At 41.4% G+C, this 24,907-nt stretch carries 23 protein-coding genes and 1 pseudogene; 5 read left to right on the top strand and 19 right to left on the bottom strand.

Features of this window, described 5'->3' with window-relative positions; translation table 11 throughout:
* Window positions 1-2: 2 nt before the first annotated feature.
* From AC4CU3_RS18110 to AC4CU3_RS18070, 9 genes are all read right to left on the bottom strand, one after another.
* Window positions 3-1,238, bottom strand: a complete 1,236-nt coding sequence (locus tag AC4CU3_RS18110; RefSeq protein ID WP_004683789.1) for an MFS transporter — start codon at window positions 1,236-1,238, stop codon at window positions 3-5.
* On the bottom strand, window positions 1,235-1,606 hold the full coding sequence (gene actB / locus AC4CU3_RS18105) for a protein ActB (RefSeq protein WP_004281762.1): 372 nt from the start codon (window positions 1,604-1,606) through the stop codon (window positions 1,235-1,237). The genes AC4CU3_RS18110 and actB overlap by 4 nt, the downstream gene beginning before the upstream one ends.
* Window positions 1,603-2,241, bottom strand: a complete 639-nt coding sequence (gene acbD / locus AC4CU3_RS18100) for an acinetoferrin biosynthesis acetyltransferase AcbD (protein WP_004639035.1) — start codon at window positions 2,239-2,241, stop codon at window positions 1,603-1,605. Before acbD ends, actB begins: the two co-directional genes overlap by 4 nt.
* 27 nt (window positions 2,242-2,268) lie before the next feature.
* On the bottom strand, window positions 2,269-4,086 hold the full coding sequence (acbC, locus tag AC4CU3_RS18095; RefSeq protein ID WP_004726820.1) for an acinetoferrin biosynthesis protein AcbC: 1,818 nt from the start codon (window positions 4,084-4,086) through the stop codon (window positions 2,269-2,271).
* Window positions 4,083-5,564 (bottom strand): acinetoferrin biosynthesis monooxygenase AcbB, encoded by a 1,482-nt coding sequence (acbB, locus tag AC4CU3_RS18090; protein WP_004781126.1) that lies wholly within the window; start codon window positions 5,562-5,564, stop codon window positions 4,083-4,085. Before acbB ends, acbC begins: the two co-directional genes overlap by 4 nt.
* Window positions 5,557-7,341 carry an acinetoferrin biosynthesis protein AcbA gene (gene acbA / locus AC4CU3_RS18085; RefSeq protein WP_004781124.1) on the bottom strand — a complete coding sequence of 595 codons (1,785 nt, stop codon included), beginning with the start codon at window positions 7,339-7,341 and terminating at the stop codon, window positions 5,557-5,559. Before acbA ends, acbB begins: the two co-directional genes overlap by 8 nt.
* 405 nt (window positions 7,342-7,746) lie before the next feature.
* A complete protein-coding gene (locus AC4CU3_RS18080) occupies window positions 7,747-9,036 on the bottom strand; it encodes an ISL3-like element ISPpu12 family transposase (RefSeq protein ID WP_000137810.1) in 1,290 nt (429 codons plus the stop codon).
* 21 nt (window positions 9,037-9,057) lie between these two features.
* On the bottom strand, window positions 9,058-9,513 hold the full coding sequence (gene lspA / locus AC4CU3_RS18075; protein WP_227541509.1) for a signal peptidase II: 456 nt from the start codon (window positions 9,511-9,513) through the stop codon (window positions 9,058-9,060).
* A gap of 60 nt (window positions 9,514-9,573) precedes the next feature.
* Window positions 9,574-10,470: a cation efflux transmembrane domain-containing protein gene (locus AC4CU3_RS18070; RefSeq protein ID WP_004726829.1), complete on the bottom strand. Its 897-nt coding sequence runs from the start codon at window positions 10,468-10,470 to the stop codon at window positions 9,574-9,576.
* Between the two features lie 95 nt (window positions 10,471-10,565).
* Here AC4CU3_RS18070 and cadR point away from each other — a divergent pair, with 95 nt between their 5' ends.
* A complete protein-coding gene (cadR, locus tag AC4CU3_RS18065) occupies window positions 10,566-10,973 on the top strand; it encodes a Cd(II)/Pb(II)-responsive transcriptional regulator (protein WP_004726831.1) in 408 nt (135 codons plus the stop codon).
* A 245-nt stretch (window positions 10,974-11,218) separates the two neighbouring features.
* Here cadR and AC4CU3_RS18060 read toward each other — a convergent pair.
* Together AC4CU3_RS18060 and AC4CU3_RS18055 are read right to left on the bottom strand one after the other, a co-directional pair.
* Window positions 11,219-11,872: pseudogene (locus tag AC4CU3_RS18060) on the bottom strand (IS5 family transposase).
* 251 nt (window positions 11,873-12,123) lie between these two features.
* Window positions 12,124-12,345: a helix-turn-helix domain-containing protein gene (locus AC4CU3_RS18055; protein WP_004658364.1), complete on the bottom strand. Its 222-nt coding sequence runs from the start codon at window positions 12,343-12,345 to the stop codon at window positions 12,124-12,126.
* Between the two features lie 194 nt (window positions 12,346-12,539).
* Between AC4CU3_RS18055 and AC4CU3_RS18050 the strand changes: the two genes are divergently transcribed.
* Window positions 12,540-12,791 carry a hypothetical protein gene (locus AC4CU3_RS18050; protein ID WP_004658363.1) on the top strand — a complete coding sequence of 84 codons (252 nt, stop codon included), beginning with the start codon at window positions 12,540-12,542 and terminating at the stop codon, window positions 12,789-12,791.
* A 252-nt stretch (window positions 12,792-13,043) separates the two neighbouring features.
* On the opposite strand, the gene AC4CU3_RS18045 is transcribed toward AC4CU3_RS18050, so the two are convergent.
* The 3 genes from AC4CU3_RS18045 to AC4CU3_RS18035 all read right to left on the bottom strand — a co-directional run bounded on the left by AC4CU3_RS18045 (window position 13,044) and on the right by AC4CU3_RS18035 (window position 15,578).
* The gene (locus tag AC4CU3_RS18045) at window positions 13,044-13,265 is read right to left on the bottom strand and encodes a hypothetical protein (RefSeq protein WP_001986288.1); all 222 of its coding nucleotides are present in this window, start codon (window positions 13,263-13,265) and stop codon (window positions 13,044-13,046) included.
* Between the two features lie 33 nt (window positions 13,266-13,298).
* Window positions 13,299-14,498: an integrase arm-type DNA-binding domain-containing protein gene (locus AC4CU3_RS18040; protein WP_279044962.1), complete on the bottom strand. Its 1,200-nt coding sequence runs from the start codon at window positions 14,496-14,498 to the stop codon at window positions 13,299-13,301.
* 393 nt (window positions 14,499-14,891) lie between these two features.
* Complete coding sequence (locus AC4CU3_RS18035) at window positions 14,892-15,578, bottom strand: phosphoribosyltransferase (protein WP_000484193.1); 687 nt, start codon at window positions 15,576-15,578, stop codon at window positions 14,892-14,894.
* Between the two features lie 884 nt (window positions 15,579-16,462).
* Between AC4CU3_RS18035 and AC4CU3_RS18030 the strand changes: the two genes are divergently transcribed.
* The 3 genes from AC4CU3_RS18030 (at window position 16,463) to AC4CU3_RS18020 (ending at window position 19,633) form a co-directional block, all read left to right on the top strand.
* Window positions 16,463-17,173: a hypothetical protein gene (locus AC4CU3_RS18030; RefSeq protein WP_001052588.1), complete on the top strand. Its 711-nt coding sequence runs from the start codon at window positions 16,463-16,465 to the stop codon at window positions 17,171-17,173.
* A gap of 12 nt (window positions 17,174-17,185) precedes the next feature.
* Window positions 17,186-18,292, top strand: a complete 1,107-nt coding sequence (locus AC4CU3_RS18025) for an ImmA/IrrE family metallo-endopeptidase (protein WP_000482094.1) — start codon at window positions 17,186-17,188, stop codon at window positions 18,290-18,292.
* A 175-nt stretch (window positions 18,293-18,467) separates the two neighbouring features.
* Window positions 18,468-19,633 (top strand): IS3-like element ISAba21 family transposase gene (locus AC4CU3_RS18020; RefSeq protein WP_085947552.1). Its coding sequence is split into 2 segments (ribosomal slippage): window positions 18,468-18,726 and window positions 18,726-19,633, totalling 1,167 coding nucleotides; the frame shifts between segments, so codons are not numbered across the junction.
* 493 nt (window positions 19,634-20,126) lie between these two features.
* Here the strand turns inward: AC4CU3_RS18020 and AC4CU3_RS18015 are convergent.
* The 5 genes from AC4CU3_RS18015 to phnC form a co-directional block, all read right to left on the bottom strand.
* Window positions 20,127-20,984: a LysR family transcriptional regulator gene (locus tag AC4CU3_RS18015; protein ID WP_009389225.1), complete on the bottom strand. Its 858-nt coding sequence runs from the start codon at window positions 20,982-20,984 to the stop codon at window positions 20,127-20,129.
* Window positions 20,981-21,988, bottom strand: coding sequence for a phosphonate dehydrogenase (locus AC4CU3_RS18010; protein ID WP_004757466.1), 1,008 nt, complete (start codon window positions 21,986-21,988; stop codon window positions 20,981-20,983). Before AC4CU3_RS18010 ends, AC4CU3_RS18015 begins: the two co-directional genes overlap by 4 nt.
* 41 nt (window positions 21,989-22,029) lie before the next feature.
* Entirely contained in the window at window positions 22,030-22,827 is a 798-nt protein-coding gene (gene phnE, locus AC4CU3_RS18005; RefSeq protein ID WP_004757464.1) for a phosphonate ABC transporter, permease protein PhnE, read from the bottom strand.
* A gap of 18 nt (window positions 22,828-22,845) precedes the next feature.
* The gene (phnD, locus tag AC4CU3_RS18000) at window positions 22,846-23,706 is read right to left on the bottom strand and encodes a phosphate/phosphite/phosphonate ABC transporter substrate-binding protein (protein WP_490738480.1); all 861 of its coding nucleotides are present in this window, start codon (window positions 23,704-23,706) and stop codon (window positions 22,846-22,848) included.
* A gap of 67 nt (window positions 23,707-23,773) precedes the next feature.
* Window positions 23,774-24,505 carry a phosphonate ABC transporter ATP-binding protein gene (phnC, locus tag AC4CU3_RS17995; RefSeq protein ID WP_490738479.1) on the bottom strand — a complete coding sequence of 244 codons (732 nt, stop codon included), beginning with the start codon at window positions 24,503-24,505 and terminating at the stop codon, window positions 23,774-23,776.
* Window positions 24,506-24,907 lie beyond the last annotated feature (402 nt).

Below are 24,907 nucleotides of genomic sequence, written 5' to 3'. Positions count from 1 at the left end.
CCCTAGATGAGTTGTTGCGTTTGTTTTGCTTTGCGAATAAGCAGTTGACTAAGCAACACGCTTAAAACAGATGAAACTGCGAGAATGAGATAGAAGTTTCCATAACCAAATGCTTTGGCTAAGAAACCTGAGACTGCACCGCCAATAAAATAAACCAATAGTTCGAAGCAAACTAAAATCGTAAAATCAGTACCAGCTTGTTCTTTGGAGCTGGTCTGCATGAAATGTGCATATAAGGCTGTCATTGCGATATAGCGGATGGCAAGAATGACAATGACAAAGCCACCAAGAAGTAAATGCCATTGATTCAACCAACTGAGTAAAACTGCAACACCCAACAAGGCGTAAACCAAACTGCGTGCCCAACCAGCCCAGATCAGCAATTGTGTTGCGGCTATTTTTTTTAATAAAAATGCAGCTGAAACAGCGGCTAATAATCCAATCCCTGCACCTATTACAGACATCAGCACGCCGATTTGTGACAACGACCATTTCTGATCAATCAGCATCGGATTCAGCATCGCCATAGCCGGTGCTTCGACAATTCGATAACATACGATCAAGGCTAATGCCCATAACATTTCTGGACGTTTAAATGCACGGATCAGACTTGGCGGCTGTTTTGAGATTTTCTCTACATTTGATTTTTCTTTAATCTGGAAAATAGCCAACATCGTCAATGCTGTCATAGCGGCTAAGGAAATCAGTGCAGTTTGCCAACCATAAAGCTCATACAGCCATAAAGTTGCTGCTCCACCAACCATACTGCCAAGCGCAACACCTATACTTTGCGCCATACTGCCTAGTCGATACTCAGATTCTGAAAAGGTTTCGACCGTATAGCCATCAATTGCGATATCTTGAGTTGCAGCAAAAGTTGAAATCCATAAACCGACAATAACAAATACACCAAGACCGTAATCGAATTGGGTAAGTGCCAAAGCAACGACCCCCAACACCAAAGCTATTTGCGTAAACAAAAGCCAAGTTTTACGTTTACCGAGTTTTTTGAAATAAAAACGATCAATTAGTGGTGCCCAAAAAAACTTGAATGCCCAAGGAATATAGAGCAGCGACAACATGCCAATCCAACGTAAATCTACGCCTTGATGACGCAGAATCGCAGGTAAGGCCACATTATAAAAATACAGTGGTAAGGCATGCGCGAGATATAAAACCACCACGACACTCAGGCTCAAGGCTGAGACTTTCTGAATATTTAATGAATTTTGATTCATAAATACCTCTGCAAAGCCCATTGTGTGGCTTCAGCTTTATCTACGCTCACAAAATATGGAACATGCCAAGCTTTGTGCAGAGCTGGTGTATCCAATCGAATACGATCTTCTTCATCTTGAGCAATACGAGCAAAACCCAAACAATATTGGTAAAAATCTTGTTTATATTGCTTATACCATTTGCCTTGGATTGCTCTATATTCCTCCGGAAATTCTGTATTTGCATCGGTTTGCATGATCAACACAAAATTTCGCTGATGTTCGAAATAGTGCTGAATCCGTGCTAACCATTGTTCAAATTCTGCAACAGAGACATTCGCCGCAAAGCGCATGTCTAAGATATGCATTTCATTGATATATAAGCTCATGTAACACTCAGGAATTTGGCTGGCTGATCTGCTAGCTGTTGTTGTGATGTTTGGTAATATTCCCCAAACTTGTGATAAAAAGTTTCTCGGAAGCAGTAGTACAACATCGCTGTTTTTTCAGGCATCGGTATTAACCGTTGGCTTTCATAACAAAGTTCTGCCACCACTGCTGCATAAGGTTTAACGGTATGATCTGGCTCACCCACAATTTTTTTAGCTTTCGAATGTTCAAAAATGTAAAAACTGAGTAACCGAATGGTTGGTCGCAAGAAGCCTTTGCCAAACACAGATTTGTCACCAAACAGGAGATGCCAACCGAGATCATTGTCATCACCATCGTAATAACGGCCTAAACGATCTCGTTTACCTTCATAAATTTCGGTATAGCCCACATCTTTGCCATCAATTCCGACGATTAATAAGCGGTGATGGTCATCTGCTAACATTTTGTCGAAGTAAACTTGTAACTCTAGTTCCGATTTATTTAACTGCCACTGAGGAATTACATGTGGCTCATGCATCCATTGATGTAATAAAGGAATATCCTGAGGATATTGCACTTGGCGTAAGTAGTACTGTGTACCATCTTCAAAGTATTCAAAATAATCTGGTAATTGCTGAGAGATTGTTTTCATATCGAACCTATAAAATGACGAATAAAATTAGCCCGCTTTTGCTTGGCGAGGTTGTTCTGCCCATGTTTTCAATGTTTCTGGGCTAACTGGATTTGCAATAGGATCAAGGAAGACAGGAACAGGACGTTCTGCTTCATCGTTATAACTTGTGGTAAATAGACGTACACGGTTTAAACAAATTTTGGTGTAACTTGGACGCAGCATGGCGAATTTATCAGCACGTTCAGCCAGTTCTGGGTGTTTTTGGTTAAATTCAACAATCGTGTTGGAAATGGTCTGCCAGAAATCAAGCTCAGAATATTCAGGATAGTCTTGCAAGAACACATTACAGATATAGCGGTAATGCACCATGAACAGACCTGTGAAAATAAAATGGCTTAGATCAGTCGCTTCATGACGGAGTAATAAATCTGCTTCAGATGGTAACTGAGCTAACTCAGGAAAATCCTCATCCACTAAATTGATGTCATCAATGAAATCTTTTAATACCATGGCTTTCGGCACACCATTTTCATGTACCAACATTGTGTTCTCACCGTGTGGTGAAAATGCTAAACCATAACGATATAAGCAAAGTAATAATGGACTCATGCTTACTTGAGCAAATTGTGCTAACCAATCCAAAGGACTTAAACCTGATGCTTGGATCAACACGCTCAGGATCGATTGACCTGAAATATCACGGTGTAACAATGCTGCTTGAGATAACACTTGATGAGATGGATCAACATAACGATCAACACTTTCACGCCATAAACAACCGAACAGCTCTTTAAATTGATACGGTGCACCGTCAATGCGGTCAAAACACGGCTGATGGATAGTTAAAGTCGCAACTTCACCTAAGAAAATCACACCTGTATTTTGTAAGTCTTGATCTTGTTGATGAATTCTTTTTAACCATGCGGTCACTGCTGGAGCTGCTAGATTACGCTTTGAGGGTAATCCACGATAAACAGCGGTATTAAAAATACTGACAGGCAACTTAATGTAATGGCGTTGTAGGTTTGACGTATTGCATAATGTGCGGATTGATTGCATCGGCACATAGCTATCTTGGCTGATATTTAACTCAATAATTTTCTGATCCACAATCTCATTGGCATAAGTCGGAACAAGCCATTGATGCCATTGCCAAGCATGTAAGGGAATCAAAAAGTAATTTTGTGGATCTAGGTTTTTTTCTTGGAGAATATTGATGAACTGCTGTAGTTCATTGGCATCAAATTCATGTTGATATAAACCGCAGGCACTCCAATCTTCAGTACTTCGATACTCTGCTAAATCACGATGTACGGCTAACCACAACACTTTAACTTCAGGTGAAAGCTCTGGTGCAGCGCTTAAATAATCATCATAACCAAAACCCATACGCCCTTTACTCATGATGAGCCAAGGATGACCACGTAGCATGCCTTCAACTTTGTAATGTGGCTCTGTCAAAACCGCTATACTTGGCAAACGTGTTTCATTGAACAAATGTGCTTCTGCCAGCCAAGTATTATTCATTTCTTTGATCAAATACGCTTTGGTAAATGGCTTAACATTAGAACTGTCAGACATTGCGACAATAAACTCATGTAAGTTCCAAGCAGGTTGATCATTTTCCTGACTATGAGTCACATCACGTACCGAAGCTTCCTGAATATTCCAGTGTCCGAGTAGATATTGATTTCCTTGAAACTCATACTGACGATTGCCTAAATCTAAACGATAACGCCCTGCTGACAATGCTTTAACTTCAATAATTTCTTCGTATAGAAACTCTGCAATCGCCATTTCAATAAGACGTTGTCCTGCGGCACGCCATTGCTGCTGATTAATTTTTAAAGTTGCAAAGTTCATATCAGTTTCTCATATGTTGAATGTACAGAAGCAGTTTGTGTATGTGTGTTTGCACCACGACGATTAGGATGCGCCGTCATCACGTTCTGTTCTGTTTTCTTGAAAATTGAATGGTTTTTATTGGGAGAATTTTCGCAAAGGCACTCGTTTGATTGTGCTTTGTCATCTGCCATACAAATTTTTGGATTTTGAGAGAGATTAAAGTGTTGGAATGTCTGCGCTTGATTGCCTAATTCATAAAGAGGCTCAGCAAGCAATTGATTAATGATCTTTGCTGCACGATAAGCACCAAGACCTAAATCAGGTGTGCCGACACCATGACTATGCATTTCCTGATTTTGAACAAAAATATGACCATTCAGCCGATGTACAACACGATAGTCGTCTGTAATCTGCCAACGCTGTTTATGATCAAACTCGATGTATGGCTTGAGCAACTGCATAAAACCAAAATCAGGTGTGAAATAACCCGTCGCGGCTACAAGAAAATCACAGTCGAGATGAAAAGACTGAGCTGTAGCACGATGCTGGAAATGCAGTCGGATTTTTTGTGTATCCAATGCTTCTGCATCTTTCAAATCACATTGACTATGTAAATGTGTCTGTAAGCTTTGACCTGCAATACTGCGGTGATAAAGTCTTTGATAAATTTCCCGAATGGTTTTTGCACTAATTCCCTTGTATAACAAGGCTTGTTGCTTTAACTGCTGTTCCTTTTGCTGCGCAGTCAAATCATAAAAATGCTGTGCATAATCTGGACTAAAATGTTCCAAACCTAATGGCGCATACTCCATCGGGAAGAAACCTTGAGAACGAGTAAACCAATGCAAATCAAACTGATGATTAACAGTATCTTGCTGTTCATCAAATAAGTCGATAAACACTTCAGCTGCAGATTGTCCAGAACCAAGTACGACCACATCGCCATGTAAATCTGTATCGGCATGCGTCATATACTGTGCTGAATGCAGACATTGTTGTGGACGGACTTTCTGAATCTTTGCCAAACATTCAGGCAAATATGGCACATTACCACTTCCAATCACTAAATGACGGCATAAATAACTTTGCTGAACACCGTTTGATTCAACGACTACTTTAAAACCTATCGTTTGAGGTTCAATCTTTAGAACCTGCGACTGGTATTCGATACAATCAAGTTGTTCTGCAACCCATTGGCAATAGTGGTTGTATTCACAACGTGGAATATGTGGCTGCTCTAAAAAGTAAAACTTATACAAACGTTGCTGATGACGCAGATAATTCAAAAAACTAAATGGACTGGTTGGATCAACCATCGAGACTAAATCTGCCATAAATGGCACTTGTAATACCGTATTAGGTAGTTGCATACCTGCATGCCAATCAAATTGCGCCTTTTGCTCAAAAAATACGTAATCGAGTGAGCTTTTGTTTTGTAGCAAACTAGCAAGACTTAAATTAAAAGGTCCTAGACCAATTCCAATAAAATCAAGCATAACTGACATCCTTCTGTGAAATACGCAGTGGATTTGGCAGTTGCACGTAAACAGATTGATTTTCTACAGGTGCGATCAACTCGTCTAATTCATGCAAACGTGTCAGCAAGTTGCCTTTATAAGGCAGCGTTGAATTGAACAGTAGTCCTTGTATTAAGGTACTCTCAGGATATTGCTGTAATTGCTCTTCTAAAAATCCAGTTAGATGCGCTAACAATTCATCTTCAGTGATATAGCCTGTTGCACCGATGGCATTAATAATCCCGAACAAAGTATTGCCAAAGAAATAATAACTAAAACGTTCATCAACAAAAGCTTTCGGACCTACCGCAAAGGCTTTTTCTTTCAGTTCAGGAAGTGCTTGCAGAATTTCAGTGGCAAATTCTTCAATATAATAAAAACCTTGGTTATCACGTAACCATAAAGTTTTAGGAAAATGGTTTTCGAGTTCTAATAATACATTTTGTTGATGTGACTCAAATGCCATACCATAACGATGGTATAGATACATCAAAGGCTGCAAACTGACTTCGAGGAACCGATTAAACCAATCTGAAGCAATCTCTGAAACTTCAGCATCAGGATGGGCTTTCGCAATTTTTGCAAATAAGGCATTAAAACGATTTAAAGGCTTGATCGGATGATCTTGGCACAAAGATGCGATACAAGTGACTTGTTGTTGTGGATGGAATGGTTGATCTCGGAAAATACAAATACTTTCATTGATCACTTCATCATCGATTTTTAAAGCGATCCAAGCTGGATCATTGACTGCTTTTAGACTTGGACACTGTTTAAGAATATTTTGCCCAAACTCACTATGCCACAGACGATGTGTCAATTCACCACGATGACATTCTTTGGCCAAATTCACTCGAATAGAATTGGTAATCATCACTGAAAGTGACGGCTTCATCATCCAAGGTGCATTGAAGCTCGCTAATGTGCGTATGGAAGTGGTTGGAGAGAATTGCCAACCACGCAAGCCCAAATCAATCAGTTGCCCTGTTTGCTTTAATCGTTCAAACCAAGCTTTGCCCTGTAAATAACGCGCTTGCCATGGATGTAAAGGAAGTAACTTATATTCCGCATGTGTCTTTAATAAATTGAGATCACTTTCAGATAAATACCACTGTAACGCAGTTTTTAATTGCGCTGAAATAGGTTCATCAGTCGCACTACCTTCTGCAATATAATCTTGGTGCACTAGCCAATAATGAAGTTGAGTCTTACCTTTATTTTCAGGAGAAAAGTTTAACCAATCTTCATGAACAAAGCCTGTCCTACTTTTTGGCGCGGGATGCATACTATGCCCTAAAATCAAAGCTTGCTCTGTTTCAATAAAGCTTTGCCCTGCTTTTACTAAATCATCAAATTCATATTCACGATTTTGTAAAAACTGTTGTAGCGCATCTCGACTTTGAATCCATTTTTCAACTAATGAAGCAGCATCTAGATGAACAGCGGCTTCTTGAACAAGTTCTTCTAGCAACAACCCAACAATTGCTACAGGACTAAATACCTTAATTTTTTCATCGATGATAATTTGCGGAAGATCTGCTAAGCGATGTCGCCCCACACAGCTCACATAAGATAAAGGGAAAAAGCAACGTGCTTGAATAGAGGTAATCGGTATTGATAACAGCGTCAAACCTTGGCTAAACGTCTGTAGTTGAAGAGATTGCTGACTTTTATGAAGCAAGTGACCTTTGCCAGTTTCTTGCGTATATGCATTGACGAAATGTTGTAACGCCAACCGATTAGCAAGTGAATGCATCTGTCGATATCCTCTTTCAAAAGAGTTAATTTGTTTTTCGAAATGTTTTAGGCCTGAAACACATCTTAAGTACAAGGGAGTTTGTAGTTAAAATAGAACTAATGATAATTATTATCATTTACTATTTCAATTCTATAAAAGAACCTAGAAAAACAACACTAAATCATTGAATTTATTTTGTTTAACAAGGAATATTGCTCAGTAAAGATACAAAAAGATAATAATAATTATCATTAAATAAAATGATCAGCTTGTAGCCATCAATAGTTTTTATAGATGTATAAAATTTTTAAATAGTCTCAAATGTAATATTTCCCCACATCAAAAATCTAATATGTCAAAAAATGGGGTATACGGATTTAATGGTTGATGGGGCACCTTCACCCCATCAATCTGATACCACCCTCAGATGGTTGATAGATCGACTCCGTAGTTGAGTTCCTCTGCGAAGTCCGGCAGTCCGTAACCGATGGTTTTCTTGTAGAAAGGAGAGACCTTCGCAGTCGGTGCCTTCTTCTTGTGCTTCGTGGTGTAGAGCATTCGTGCCCGCATCACCTCGAAGGAGTAACCGCGCCCTTCACGGTTCTTGTCCTTGGCCAGTCGGTTGATGGACTCCGTGTAAGCGTTGGTGACGGGCATGTCCGTCTCGAAGTAGGTCATGGTCTCTTCGCGCCAGTTTCCCACTGCCCTGACCAGATCGCTCCAGACTTCCTTTTGGCCCTTCGGGATGGTGGCTATCCACTCGTCCAGAGCGGCTTCTGCCTGGAGCCGTGTGGTGGCGTCCCAGATGCCGTAGAAGCGCTCCTTGTGCTCGTAGGCGGCCAGCAGTTGCGGGAACGCGCCTGTCCAGGTCTCCATGATGAGGCGCTCCCGGTCTGAGACTTCGTGAGCGCGTTTCAGCAGGATTTTCCGGTCTCCCTTGAGAGTCCGGCTCTGGGACGGTTTCAGCTCCTTTCTGAGGTCCTTGCGCACTCTCTCTAGGGCATCGTTGGCCATGCGCACCACATGGAACTTATCGACCACGATACGGGCCTGGGGCAGCACAGCCTTGACCGCTGCCCGGTAGGGGTTCCACATGTCCATGCTGACGATCTCGACCTTCTGCCGGTCTTTCAGCTTCATCAGGTAGTTGGTCACCACGTCCTGGCGGCGGGTGGCCAGCAGGTCGAGCAGGGTTCGCTCCTCAATGTTGGTCAGAATGCAGCGGTAGCGCTTGTTCAGGTATAGCTCGTCAATGCCCAGGATGCGGGGCGTCTCGAAGCGGTGCCAGCGCCCCAGCAACTCGGCGCGGGCGTTGAAGATGTCGCGCACCGTCTTCTCGTCCAGGCCGGTCTGTGCCGCCACAAAGGTGTAGGGGTGGTTGAAGGATTCCTTCTCCACGTACTCATGCAGCCGCAGTGTCATACGGAATCCGTCCACCATCTCCGGTAGCTGGGGCCTGAATGTTGTCTTGCAGGCCCGGCAGGTGTATCGGCGGCGGACCACCCAGAGAGTGACCCGCTTGCCGTGGATGGGCAGATCACGATAGGGAACGTCACGCTTGCCGAACCGTACGAACTCACCCTGCACGCCGCATTCCTCGCAGGCGATGGGATCGGGCACGTCCACCTGGAAGTGCATTTCGTCGTCGGTTGATTTGCAGCCCAGTACTTGGTATTGCGGCAGGTGAAGGATGTTGTCGGGAAGTTCGGTCATGGTGTTGTATAGGCGTAGGTGTCAGTCAGATCCATCCGACTCGGCATTGGTGTTTGCTTTTTTACCCAACAAGCTGCTGGAAACTAAAAGTAAGGCACCGAGGACAATTGCAATATCAGCCAGGTTGAAGGCCGGCCAATGCCAGTCTCGCCAATAGAAATCAAAGGAATCCACAACATAGCCGCGAAAGACCCGGTCAATCAGGTTGCCCATGGCGCCACCGAGGATAAGACTGTAAGCGATGGCTTCTCCTTTATGACGATTTTCAAGGATCAGCTTGATCAGAAAAATCGAGACCACTACCGCGATTCCGATAAAAAAGTAGCGCTGCCAGCCTCCACCATTCGCAAAAAGACTGAATGCGGCACCGGTATTCCATACGTGTACCCAGTTAAAGAATGAGGTCACTGAAATAGACTCGCCATATGCCATTGATTGTTGCACCAGCCATTTTATGGCCTGATCAGACGCTGCCAGCAGGCCCGATATGGACAACAGAGCGTACGGTGACAGATGTTTGCCAAAAATGGACATTGCTTAATCCTTGAGCGCCAGAATGCGTCTAGCACCGTTAAGTACAATTACCCCCGCGATGGTGCCGATAATCAGATCCGGATAATTGGACCCGGTCCACGCGACCAGAGCGCCGGCGGTGATGACCCCCAGGTTGATCACCACGTCGTTGGCCGAGAATATCCAGCTTGCCTTCATGTGCGCCCCGCCCTCCCGATGTTTGGATATGAGCAGCAGACAACTGGTATTGGCAATCAATGCGACGAATGCGATAGCCATCATCACCAGCGATTCAGGCTCACTACCGAATACAAAGCGTCTCACCACCTCTATGAGTACGCCCACAGCCAAGATCAGTTGCAGTACACCAGCAAGATGCGCGGCACGTACCTGCATTTTCACGCTATGTCCAACCGCATAAAGGGCAAGCCCGTACACCGCCGCATCGGCAAAATTGTCCAGGGATTCTCCAATCAGGCCGGTGGACCGGGCGATCAGACCGGCAGTCATTTCCACCACGAACAGAAGTACATTGATGCCGAGCAACCAGCGCAGGGTCCCGGATTCTTGCTTAGCAGAAGCTGCCGAAAACTCGGCGGCCTTGATGGTCTCCGGATTTGCAGCGACGGTTTCCTGAAGCGAGGCGCCTAGCCCCAAGGTCTTCAGTTTCGAGGTGACGGGCTCGACCTCACCGTCATGCACGACCTTCAACCGGCGGTTCGACAAGTCGAAGGACAGTGCCCGAATCCCCTCAACGCCGTTCAGGGCCAGGCGAATCATGCGCTCTTCTGATGGACAGTCCATCTTCGGCACGGCATAAACACTGACCCATTCCCCCGACGCATCGGAGGAGGCCTGCATATCGGTATCCGCCGCAGGCCTTGCATGGTCGCCACAGGGGCCTCCGCAGTTTTTACTCATGATATGACTCCACTTGAATGTGATCGGGTTTTCATTTAAAACTATATAGTAGCTATAATGTCAATAGCGTAGAGAATCCGTTGCGGAGGAACCCGATGCGTATTGGTCAGTTGGCACAGTCAGTAGGGGTAGATACACAGACGATCCGCTTCTACGAACGGCAGGGCTTGTTGCCGCCGCCTGGTCGGCAGGAGAACGGTTACCGTGTCTATACCGAGAAACACGTTGAGCGGCTGGCCTTTATTCGTCGCTGCCGCATCCTGGATCTGTCACTGGCAGAAATTCACGAACTAAAGCGCTATCAGGACGACCCTTATCAGTCCTGTACCGCTGTCAATGCCTTGCTCGATGATCACATCTCTCATGTGCGCTCGCAGATAACCGCTCTACAGGCGCTTGAGAAACAACTCGTTTCACTAAGAGCGCGTTGCAACGATGACCGGGAAGTTAAGGCGTGTGGGGTTCTTGCTGGAATTAGCGAGGGAAGCATGCATCAGCAGTAGGTTGGAGTGCCAACCAGATAATCCGATGAGATGCCGGTTTGCCTCACTCTCATGCAAAGGTAAGATCAACCATTTAATCCGCTTACCCTATTTTTTTTGCTTTCACCTTATCCAAAATTCACCACCCCATAATTGAAAATATTTTGAATTATAAGCCCTTAGGGTGCTCATAATCCATAAATCAATTTCGAAGTTCTTTGTTGCATAAAGCCTTTAAAGATTGAGTTTTCCTAAGCAACTCAAATTTAAGTTACAACTCGGGTATTAGGTCGGCCTAATTCCATAAATCTGTTGAGGACTGCTACGCGAGCATGAATTTCACTCATCTGACTAGGAAAGCTTCTTGCCATTAATTTATCGCCTAATAATTTGATGCAGTGCATCTTTGTTTCGACCAAACTTCGGCGATGATAGCCTGACCATTTTTTCCATAGTGTTCTACCTAGCAGGGTTTTAGTATCTATACCAATATGAAGTTTACGCCATTGGCGACGATATTTCGGCTAATGCTTTTTACGTTTCCATTCACCTTCACCTAAGAACTTCAAATCCGTGGAATCAACGAGTAGATGCAGTCCATTGCAACTCTTTTCATAGCTAATTTGAATATCAATATGCTTTTGTCTTCTGCGAATGGTTGAATAATCCAGAGCTGTCCAATCTAATCCGCAAAGTTTAATCAAGCTTTGGACAAAGCCAGTCACCATGCATACAGAAAGACGAAATAAGGATTTAATCATGAGATAGCACTGAATGGCTATGTCAGAATAAGTTTGATTTCGACCATGTTTTCCTTGTGACTGCGAATATCATTGAATCTTAGTATCAAACCAAATTGTAAAATTACCATGATTGATCAAAGCATGATTGTAGGATGACCAATTCGGTGTACGATAAATTTAGGTGTAGGCTATTGCTGTATAAGACCTTATCGGTAGGTTTGCGCAACAAGGCCTCAAAATCCCACCTTAAAATGCAAATAGCAAAAAAACTCTACCATTCGATTGATTTCATTTTAGAAGTAATGAAATTAGTATCTGTTTGTAATGATATTTTATAAAATTCAATATTAGATCTGCAGAGAAAAACTTATCAAACTAAGTATTGGCTAGTCTTTTTCTTCGAAAAACTTATCAAACGAAGTATTAAGTTAATCTTTTTCTTCAACTTCTTCCTTAAACTCAAACAAATCATTCATCGTACAGTTAAAGTACTTACACAACTTATCGGCGACTGGTAATTCAATACGTACAGCACGGTCATAATACATACTTGTGAGCGTGTTGCGATTGATACCTGTTGCATGCACCACTTCACTTAATTTTAAAATTTTTCTATCGCCCATGAGGCTAGATAACTTACAAGTAATCATATTTAAATTAATTTACAAAAAATAACTTGCTGTGGGTTATTTGAAGTTGTTGACTGAGTAATACTTTGCTAAAATTAACCTACAGCAGGTTATTACAACTTATAGAAAGTATATTTTATCCATTTCAACTAAATTATAACTTTTTAAATATAAGGATTGAACCTGCATTAGATTATTTTGTGGAGATGACCGCCGTGTTACCAAATGAGTTATTGATCAGCCAGCAAGCTCGTGACTTAGGAAATCAATTAATTAAAGAAATGAACATCAATAGAAGTTATGGAATGGCTAATTTTCTTGGAGTAAATACTTGCTATGATAATCATCAGGCTGTACTTATTTGGACATTTCAACTGCTTGAAAGGGAACCTGCCTTAAATGAATTAGCAGAAATTAAAAAATATTTTCTTTTAATCTTTCCAGATAGTGTTTATCAATTAGCCTAAGTTGTTTTTAAAATTAATTTATTAAATAAAAAGCACTAAATCAAAGAAAGCTTTATTTAAAAATACCTATTAATTCAAAAACATACCATTTACTGAATATATGAAGCATAGGTTCCTGCTCTATCACTCACTCGTACTAAAATTACATCGCTCTTTTTACTGATACTAAACAATTTATGTCCACGCCACGTTCTGCGGCTTCGAGGGCTAGTTTTTGTTGAACCACTGAGAACAAGGACAACAAACTGCCTACTATATTTTCCCGGAGAGTGGTGTAGGAACTTTTTCATTATTGCTAATCATATCAGCGACAACATCAGCAACGAGCTCCTCTATTCCTGAGAATGCTTTAGACTGATCCGCATCAAGCCAAGACAATGATGGAAACTCAGCACACAACCCAACATACTCATTATATTCTGCTGACCATGTAACACGGCAAGTATATTGTTTACTATCCATTTGAAACCCCATAATGTTTTAAGTCTATGTATAAAAGTACGATTTTCACTTAGCAGTACTTAAATAATCACCCCACCACTGCATCATTTCAGTCCGCTGGGCTAAATAGTCAGCGTGATTATAGCTGGCACGGGTACGGTTCTTATCAATATGTGAAAGTTGTGCCTCAATCCAGTTATCCTGGAACAAACCTGAGTCATTCAAAATGGTACTAAAAGTGGAACGTAGTCCATGAGAGGATAATTGATGTTTTCCATAGCCCATCTTACGTATAGCCATATTTAATGTATTAAAATGAATCGGTTGATTATGTTTCCGTGGGCTAGCAAAAAGGTATTTTTCACCGTATGACCATTGCATGACGTCTTTTAAAATATCTAAAGCCTGATCTGAAAGTGGAACTAAGAAGTCGGGAATCTCATGGCCTAATATGACTTTTCGTCGAAACTGTTTAATATGCAAGGCAGGTATTTTCCAGATTTTTTCATTTAAATCAAAATGATGAGGCTCAGCCAATAACAATTCAGCCCCTCGCACGCCAGTATGTAATTTGAACAGCAGTGCTTTTTTAATAATCGGATGGGCATCCAATTTTAATAAATTTTTCTTAAAATCTGATATATCCTCCGCTTTCAAATACGGATAATTCTTCTTGATTTTACTGTTAATGGCGATTTTATTTAAACCATGCGCGATGTTGAATTCACAATAACCCATCGCTACAGCGTAGTCATAAATTTGGTTCAAATAACTACAAGCTTTCTTGACAGGTTCTTTTACTTGGCGTCCCTCTATTTTTTTGATTACTGAAACCAGGTCATAACGCTTGATGTTTTGAAAAGGTAAATCCTGAAGGTCTGGATAAATATCTTGCTGTAAACATCTTTCTGCTAACTGTAGTACACCGCAGCGGGGTGAATCATTAAATGCATTTTTCAGTTTGAACTGCAGCCACTCCTCCCCTACCTTACGAAAGGTGATGACATTAGAGACAGTATCATGCTCAAAACAATAATTATTGTCTTTAAAGTCATCTTTGACTTGTCGTGCCTTTTTCAGCGATAAATCAGGATAAAGCCCCAACTGAATGCGGCGACGTTTTTTTGTTTGTGGATCTGTATAGCGATAGCACCAAGATTTTCTTCCAGTCGGCTCAATCTTCAGGCTAAGTCCATCTTCATCGGATAAAAAACAAGTTTTTTCCTTGCAATGAGCTTGGCGAACTTTAATTTCAGTAAGACTCATGAAATTTAAATGAAACCTATCAGCGGATTGACGAGATCCATTATATCAAAATAGAAGAAAATATATATGATGCGTACACTACGCATCATATATATTTGTAATATATTGTTTTATATATTTAATATTTTAAGTACTTGTATTTTAGTAACCATTATAAGTACCACCTCTTCTTTAAGTTCCCAACAACTCACTTTTTCTGTCATCAATGTTAAATAAGTCTTGTGCTTTAAATTCTTAGATGACCTCCTCTACCCTTTATTATCATTTTTATAAAAGTAACTATATGTACTCATTAAAATTTGTAGAGCTCAAAAACAAAAAAGACCGCTATATAGCAGTCTTTTAACTTAATTAAATAATAATTAATTCATTTTCATCATAAGTGCATAAGCATCACGTTTGTTTTGACGCAATGATTCTATCTCGGACTTCGTCAGCTGTTTTACGAGAGTTGAGGATATACTTTGCTTCCCACTCTGTGAGCCTTTCGAAATCGTACCCGTAAATCGATTTCCACCATGCTTCAAGATTACCATATACATCCCTCAATTGCTGAAGAGTTTCTTTACTTAGAGCTAATTGTGATGAGTATTGTTTACCCGTCAGTGCATATGCTCCAATAACTTTATTCGTCCCAGTTGTTTCAATATGACCTTTTAATGCTGCAAAAGTACCACCTTGGGTCTGGGTATCATCAACAATAATAACACATTTATCATTGTTTATTGTCCCATCAAATGCTGGTGGGTTGGCTAATCTATGCCACCCATCACCGCCAGTTCTTGATACTTTTATAGCTTGAACTATATTCGTATCAACTTCAAGCCCAAGTTTCTTTGCTATAACTGCTGAAGTAGCTAAAGGAATCATATTACGACCGACTGCTTCCTCAGCATGTACAGGTACTATAATAGTTTCCCGACCATCGATAATTCTTTCTAGTTCAGCAATCGCCTCATCCGAAACTAAATCTTTAGCTAAAATATACGCACTTTCAACATCCCCTGCTTTAGCAGCTTCATACATGTAATGAGAGGTTGCATCTCCAAGACCACGGTCAATAACCGTTTTAGGAAACATATTCCAATCTGTGCGATATAACTTCATATTTTTAAATAAGTTTTAATGATGGCTAGCATTAAATTTTACACTAAATTTACCGCTAGCATCTCTTGGATATTATTTTTCGTATCAGGCAGCACTCTCAAAAGCCGTTTGTTTGGACAGTCCCCATGATCATACACGAGGCAGCTTCAAATACTTATGGGCCCATCCTATCCAGTTGTATCTTCTTGCATCACATGAATATTGTATACTCATTTTGACTACTTGAAAATTATGGAACAACGTCAATAAAAACAATAACTCTAGAGTCTTTAGTCGACATTCCTAAAAAGGTAAATTCAACATTTCTTTCCATATCATTTCTTTGTGTCTCTGGATGAACAAAAGAAACATAGCTTATTTCAAAGAATCGGGCTAGGGTTTTTATGCCAATGATTTTGTTCTCTTCATTAGCAATTAAAACATCTAATTCCAGATCAAACTCTTCTAATTATTTAATTAAATCTTTAACTTTCATTTTACTATCAACCTCTATGAATTATTTAAAAAATTAGCACAATGAAACTTGTGAAAAAAATGGATTTGAACAAAATTTTTTAGCAAAAAAAGCATAGCAACCAGAAAAATCTTTCCAGCAATCAACAAAAATATCCCCGTGTGCTTCCAGTTTACAACATTTTGACTACCACACTGCCCACAGTAGTAATAATAGCCTTTGATACGGCCACCGCATTCAGGACAATTTTTATGATTAATGAATAAGTTACTCAACGTCTCTTCTCCAAAATTCTTATTATCAAGTTGTAAGTGAAGATAGCACACATTTATAAAAATGTCTTTTTTAAAACATCAAAAGATGTTATAAAAAAGACATTCGCTACTTTAGGATAACTTTTAAGATGAATTTAAATCTCCTTGATGAAGAATCAATCCAACCTTCTGAACCCACGCCATGTGATTTTTTCAAAGGTGAAAATGCTATCAAAAAAGCTAAACAGTTAGGATTACCTGATCTCGAGTTAGTCAGAAACGCAATTATGATCGGTGATGCTGACTATAGAACAAATACTCACTATAACCGTGCACGCTTTATTGCACGATGGGGAAAAATTGGAGAACAGATTGCTTTACTGCTTCGACAATCTGATCCTGCTTGGATATTCCACAATGACAGCCAGCCAAGAATTGAGAATACAGTAAAGAAAATACAAATTATCTTTATGAGCGGGAATATTGCATTGGGGTTAGCTGATCAAGTTGTATCAGCACACTGTGAAAAAGGATTAATGACATTAAATAATATTAAGGAGAATCAGTCTGCTTATGATGATGAGACAAAATTGAGAACATGGATTTTATACTTTCCTTCAGCATCACATCCAGCCTATAAAGACATTGATATCCCAAATATTCCTTTTGAATTTGCATACCCAACTAGCTTCGTACAGGACTTAAAAGCGAAAAAAATTTCAATTTTACCAAGTGACCATACTTGCAGAATTGCATTTGAAATAGATAATACAGTTCCTGTAAAAACTGATCCTAAGCCAGTATTGGAACCATCTAATGAAATTAAACCAGATGATTTTGATATTCAGCTTGTAGTTTAATCTGAGGTTAATGTGTTTAATAAAGATCGTTTACGTATTGCTAAAGAATTACGAGGACTTAGCAATACCGATTTCGCAGAAAAATTGAGTTGCTCTATCTCTAAGGTAAAGCAACTTTTAGACGTGGATAAAGAAATCAATGAAAATGATCAAGATGATATATGCCGTGTATTAAATTTACCCAAGTCATTCTTTGCAGGTAATGACACACAACCACATGAAACAGACCAAATCTTCTATAGATCGGTTGCTCGTATTAAAGCACAGCATAGAAAAGCTAATGAGGCATATACTCTTTTAGCAATAAATATTAACAAGTACTTAAATCAGAAAGTAAAGTTACCTACTTTTCACCGTCCTGATTTAGATATTACTGAGTTTTTGGGTGAATCTAAGTATGCCGATCACCTAGCGTCAGAGTTGAGAGGTTTATGGGCTTTAGGTAATCAACCGATTAATAACATTGTTTCGTTGTGTGAGCTAAAGGGAATCCGTGTCTTTAGATTACCGACTGAAATTCGAGAAATTGATGCACTATCTTTTTTTGATGATGAAAGTGGTAGCCCTTTCATATTTCTAAATACATTTAAGTCTGCCGAAAGAGCCCGCTTCGATTGTGCACACGAACTTGGTCATATCGTTATGCATACGCATAACAAAAAAATTCGTGTCGAGAAAGATAATCGTGTTCTCGAAACTGAAGCGGATCAATTTTCATCTGAATTTTTAATGCCAACAGATGCATTTCTTTCTACTGCTCCACGCTATTTTTCACTAGAAAATATGATTGAGTATAAAAAGATTTGGCGAACATCCCTGAAGGCTATTAACTATAAAGCTCACAAGCTGGGATTAGTTAGTGATTGGGTTAATCGTAGTAACTCTATAAAGATCAATTCGTTGGGCTACAACATTAATGAACCTGAAGAAACTCATCGAGATGAGAGTTTGATGTTGCCCAAAATTATCTCTGTTTTAGCCTCACAACCATCTTTTGATAAAAATAAAATGCTTGATGAAATTGGAATCTCTGAAGAAGATTTTAATCAATTAACATTTGATGCTTTAGCTAAAGTTGAGCCCCCGAAGAAAAAACATAAGTTATATATTGTCGAGTAATACAAACCTTCCTTAAAAATAATGCGCCTTACGGCGCACTATTTATGCAAAATCCTGATTAATTTTTTTATGACTTCACGCCCAACGTAGTTTTGCATCCCATAAGTCATGATGTGTGCTGAGAAAACAGGAGGTTTTAACTTGGTAAACTATAGACACTCATCAGGAGTTTACCATGAGCAAGAAACAGAAGACTTACACCGCAGAATTTAAAGTTGAAGCAATAAAATTGATTGAAGCCAATCAAGGCAATGTATCGGAAACAGCCAGACAACTTGGCATTTCAATGCAAACTCTTTCAAATTGGAATAATAAAGCAAAGACTGGCACCTTAGCAGGCACTAAACAATATTCACCTGATCTAAATGCCTTACTCGAAGAAAATAAAAAGCTCAAACAACAGCTCAAAACAGCTGAAATGGAACGTGAATTTCTAAAAAAGGCAGCAGCGTACTTTGCGAAAGAAAGTCAGTAAGGTACGCCTATATGAAACAGCAAAGATATTTATTCCCGATTAGCTTTATGGCTAGATTACTTCACGTTTCAGTGTCACGATTTTATGATTGGCTAAAACGAGGCATGAATAAAAGATTGGTTCAGCGAAATCAACAGACAATTTTGGTCAAAATAGCTCATGAGGAAACTAAACAAAGCTATGGCTATATTCGATTAACTAAGCATTTACAAGCGCAAGGTATCAAAATCAGTACGTATGCTGTACGTCAAATAAAAAAGCTCAACCAGCTGTATTGTAAGCGTCATAAGCGTTTCAAAAGAACTACGAAGAGTGATCATAATCGAGCGATCTACGCAAATTTACTAGAGCAACAGTTTTCAATGACTAAGCCCAATCTTGCATGGTCAAGCGATATTACATACATTTGGACTGCTGAAGGTTGGTTATACTTGGCAGCAGTAAAAGACCTGTACACGAAACAAGTGGTTGGCTATAGCTTAAATGAGCGTATGACCGCACAACTTGTTTGCAATGCACTGACTATGGCGATTCGTAATCAAAAACCAACGAAAGGCTTAATTATTCATTCGGACAGAGGCAGCCAATATTGCAGCCATGAATATCGAAAGATACTGGAAAAATGTGATTTTCAAGGTTCAATGAGCAAACGTGGGGACTGTTACGATAATGCACCGATTGAAAGTTTCTGGGGCATACTCAAGAATGAATTAGTGCATCATTGCAACTATAAAACCAGAGATGAAGCTAAAGCAGATATTACAAAATACATTGTGTTATTTTATAATCAGCGAAGAATTCAAAAGAGTTTGGATTTTAAAACGCCAAATCAAATAGCAGAGAACTTTTATCGGTTAGCTGCCTAGCATATCCCAAGTGAAAGTCTCCTGCTAATTCAGCACATATCAGGTTTGAATGACGCGGACATTGACCACAGTGATGATCAGGCGACCAAAGCAGGTTGGATACAGGCGAGTCTTGAGAAGATTAAGAGTACGCCTTTTGCGCTAGAGCCTAAGCACCTGACACACTAGATGTACCCGAAAAGGGGCTAGTGAGACTAACGGACACGTTAGCTGGTGGATATGCGATGCAATTGATCTAAATTAATTTCAAAGCACCAGAACCGGCTCAGTTGTGCCCAAAGCGGATGTTCGCAAAAAATAATCTTCTCTTGATACCGCAGATTAAAGTGGATGTTCGATATGGCCTTTTAAAGGTAGAAAACTTAGTATTTAGACGCCTACCTTCTAGAGAAATAACGCAAATGAATAAAATGCTACCATCAACTTAAAATCATGATATGTCACGGCAAACTTCACACTTTCTAACTGTTGGCATAAACAACATACCATCCATCTACTGAAGTAGAAATTTTTTGAAATGTGCCGATGGTGTATTTTCAAGCATATTGCTACGACAAATAACGTAAAGATTTTTGTAGGGGGTGATCCCTTCAATTTTAACGCTTCTTAGTCGACCACTCTCGCACTCATCGACCACAGACGAAGAGATCACCAATGAAATACCCAAGCCTGCCTGTACTGCCCGTTTAACCGCCTCTGTGCTTCCAAGCTGCATAGATACACCAATAGAATCTGCCACGCTTCCGAAAAAATGCTGTAACAGACGCCCTGTGCCGCTACTTGTTTCTCCCCCCAGCAATTTCTCTCCCTTCAGCCAATCTAATGGAATACTCGCCAATTTGGCCCACGGATGCTCCACCGGCACAATCACAGCTAGTTCTTCACTTCGCCAAACGCATGCATCAAATCCCTCTCGTTGATCCCACCATTCCATAATGGCCACATCGACTTCAAAGTTTTCCAGTTTTTTCACAATGGTAAGATTATCGCCAATGACTACATCAAAATTGCAAGTTGCTGTTTTCTTGAACCGCCTCAAGTGCGGTGGCAATACATAGATGCCGATATTCGAGCTCGCGCCTATTACAAGACGATTTGTGTCGAATAATGCGCACGCTCTGGATCCGGTGCGCACTAGGTTTTCCGCATAAGGCAAAAACACTTTGCCTTCCTCTGTGAGCGTACAACCTGCGTTGTTTCGCACAATCAGATTGACACTCAGCGACTCTTCTAGGCGCCTAACATGCTGAGTCACAGCTGACTGTGAGAGCCCTGTGTGCTTGGCTGCTTCACGAAAGCCACCCCGATTCACGACAGCCAGAAAAGTAACTACGCGTTCAAGATTGATCAATTAACGCCTTCCAAAATTGGATTATTGATAGCATCGGATGGCCTTTGGCCGGTCAGTGCCTGTAAGATATTATTGGCTGCTAGTTTCTCGATTTCGAAACGCACGTCGTCGACCGCAGACCCCAAATGTGGGGTGAAAAATGTTTGCGCTGTATTGGTCAGTAACTCCTGCGGAATAGCTGTTGGCCTATCAACACGGATCCACTCTTCCAATTCGAAAACATCTGCCGCATAACCCGCCAATTTTCCAGATTCAAGTGCTTCGGCAACAGCTAATTCATCGACAACTGAACCACGACACGCATTGATCAAGTAGCTTCCTGTGCGCATTGTGCCAATTGTTTCTGCATTCAATAAGTGCAAAGTTTGCGGCGTCATTGGCAGCATAGGTACAACAAAGTCACTGCTACTTAATAATTCATCGAGACTCACCTGTCGTGCATTCCAGGCCTTTTCCTGCTCTTGATTCAAGGCGATGTCATCGCAATAAAGCACCCGCATATCAAAACTCGATAAGCGCTTCGCAATCGCTCGCCCGACCGCACCCATACCGATGATTCCGAGTGTGCGTCCTGTTAAACCCGTTCCGTATAGTTCCGGTCTCCACCCGTTAAATCCGTGAGTTCGGATACGGCGATCCCCCTCGGCCAGATGGCGAGTCAGGCCAAGAAGCAATCCAATTGTCAGCTCCGCCGTTGGGATGGTCAGAAGGTCCGGCACGATGCTGAACCAAATACCACGGCGGGTACAAGCATCGACATCAAAGTTGTCATAGCCTTTGAGTGCTGCACCTACAATCTTCAATTTAGGGCAGGACGCAAGAAAATCATCATCGATACTGTCAGGCATGAATACCATCAGTGCGTCAGCATCCTTTGCTCTCTCCAGCAATTCTGCGCGCGACATAGTATCGCGGGTCATGTTGGGAACGACATCCGCAACAGATTGTAAATAATCGATAATTTCAGGATGAACCCAGTGGGTAAGAACTATTTTTTGTTTCATGTGGACCCTCATGTGTATACCGGATTTTTTATATGGGTTAGCTACTTGAACTTGCGACGCAAGAATGAACTGAATGTATCAACTAGCGTCACCATCCCAAGAATGACCAGCAATATCGCGGATACTTCTTGGTATTGCATAAGACGCAGCGATCCTATCAACTCGAAACCTATACCGCCGGCACCGACCATTCCCATCACCGTTGAGGCGCGAAAATTGTATTCCCACCGATAAATCGCGGTGTCGGCCATTTGCGGTAATACTTGCGGAAAAATGCCATGAAATATCACTTGTAGCGGGCTGCAACCTGCGGCCTGCGCAGCTTCAACTGGTGCTTGATCTGTATGCTCAATCGCTTCCGCAAAAAACTTAGCGATCATGCCGATTGAGTGCAGGCCTAATGCCAACACACCCGGCAGTGCACCAAAGCCGACAGCTGCCACGAAAACTATACCCATAATAAGCTCAGGAACAGATCTCAACACATTTAACAGAGCACGCGCAGCCTGATAGACCGCTGGATGTGGACTGGTATTGCGTGCAGCCAAAATACCCAAGGGCACGGACAAAAGCACAGCGATGGCGGTTCCAGCAATACTCATGGCTAAGGTATCGAGCACTGGCTTGACCCATGCTCTCCACTCACTAAAGTTGGGAGGGAACATCTCACCAATGAGACTAACAAGACTTGGCACGCCTTCGCCTAAACGCTCACCATCAAATAGACCAACGTAATACCAACATCCGACGACAATAGCTAAAATCAATATCACATACCTAACTACTCGATTCCAGCTTTGGCGCTGCTCTGACAATATGGCTTCGAAGTTCGTATTCATTGTAGAGACCTCAAAAAATTAGAACTTGGAAAAATCTAGCTTTAGCAAACTACCTAAATCACGCACGACATCGTAATCCTTATCTGTTGCAGGCCCGAATCCATCAGCCTTGAATGGTTTCAACACGTTCGGATCTTTCAAATCGAGGAAGGCAGCACGAATTTTTACTTTTAGCTCTGGTTTTAAGTTAGAGCGCATAGTCCATGGGTACTGAGGAAACGGTTTTGACTCCACTAAGACCTTCACTTTGTTTAGATCGATCAAGCCGCTCTGAACGAGCGATTTGAAAATGGGCTTGCTCAGACCACCGGCCTGCGCGTGTCCATTCTGAACTGCCATCGCCACTGCATCGTGAGCGCCTACGAAATGCTCCTTGTAATCCTTTCCGGCAAATAATCCTTTATCAGCAAGCATTGATTTGGGGATCAGGTGGCTGGATGTAGAGGCCTTGTCACCCCAGGCAACGGCTTTTTTCTTGATATCTGTGATGTTGTTGATGCCCGCCGCCTTATTCACAATTAGCACTGACTGATAAGTTGTTGTGCCTTTTTGTTGCATTGCTGCAAATGGTTCAATCTTACTTTTCTGTTTGGCCAATACATAAGACAAGGGCCCAAAATATGCAAGATCAATACGACCGAACCGCATTGCTTCAATCATTGATGAATAGTCAGTGGTAACAATAAGCTCAATCTTTTTGCCCAGAGCTTTTTCAAGATACATCTCTAGAGGCTTATTATTTTTAATGACGGTTGATGCATTTTCATCAGGCAAGAGAGCAACTTTTAATGTGCCGGGGTCAGGATTAGGTGCGGCATATGTGACACTACCTAAGAGGCAAAACGATATTAGAGCCAGTACAGCGAATAGCTTTTTCATGGTTATTTCTCCTCAGTTCTTAAGTTAAACAATGGTTATGAGTAATATTTGGAATGTTTGAATTCAATTACGCTTTTTGTTCATAGAGTTCAGTTACATGCGTTTGTGTCAGAGCCGCTGGTATTGCATCGAACACAACCTTGCCATGAGCCAGACCGACGATTCGGTCAGCATAGCGTTTAGCGAGATCGACTTGATGTAGGCTGACTACAGCGGTTATGCCGTCTTCTTTGCATATCTGGTGTAAGAGCGCCAAGACTTTGTTGGCGGCTGCTGGATCAAGGCTTGCCACAGGCTCGTCTGCCAAAACAAGTGCCGGTCGCTGTGCTAATGCCCGAGCTATACCCACGCGTTGTTGCTGACCGCCACTTAACTCATCCACTCGTGAGAGTGCTTTGTGAAGTAGCCCAACGCGGTCAAGGCTGTGTAATCCAATAGATTGATCCTCCTTCGATAGAGGAAAAAGAGTACGAAGCGTCGAGTGATAACCTAGTCTACCCATTAGCACATTTTGCAAAACAGAAAGTCGACCAATTAATTGATGCTGCTGGAATATCATGCCAGTACGCCGACGATGCTCTTGCAATATTTTTTTGTCCGACAATGAACCTAACCTTGCAATGTTTATATTGCCGCTAGTGGGTTTTTGCATCAGGTTAAGACAACGGAGCATTGTTGATTTGCCTGCACCAGAGGCACCGAGCAACACTGAAAACTGTCCCTGTTGAAACGTGAGTGAAGTTGGATGCAACGCAATCATTTGTCCGTACTGGACGGTAATATTTTGAAGTTGAATCATTGCTGCCAGACCCTCGTTGTTGTAATCAATCTTTATTTTTGATTACGAAATCAGATAATGAGGTGAGCATAACGACTCAATGTTACAGTTTTATTGCGAGCAATTAGCAATCGCACTCAAACGCTTGGCTATAAGACTTCCAATTGGTATGCAGTGAGGCGCCGGTAATTGGCGGAGCTAGCTGGGAGGGGTTTAGCAGGATTTTAAGGCACACCCTGGCGTCCGCTTCTGGCCGAACGCAGCTGGAAGGCTCAAAATAGGTCGAGACACATTAAAATTACGTCACTACTCATAAGTGGCGATTATGTAAAATCGTTTGCGTGGCTTTTAACCTACTACTAATCAATACAGAGAGTGCTGTGGATAAGTGTCTTTACGGATTCCTTTTACTACAGACTCGTT

Source organism: Acinetobacter sp. 802_lipA (assembly GCF_058242885.1).
This window is presented reverse-complemented; position numbering and strand designations above follow the sequence as displayed.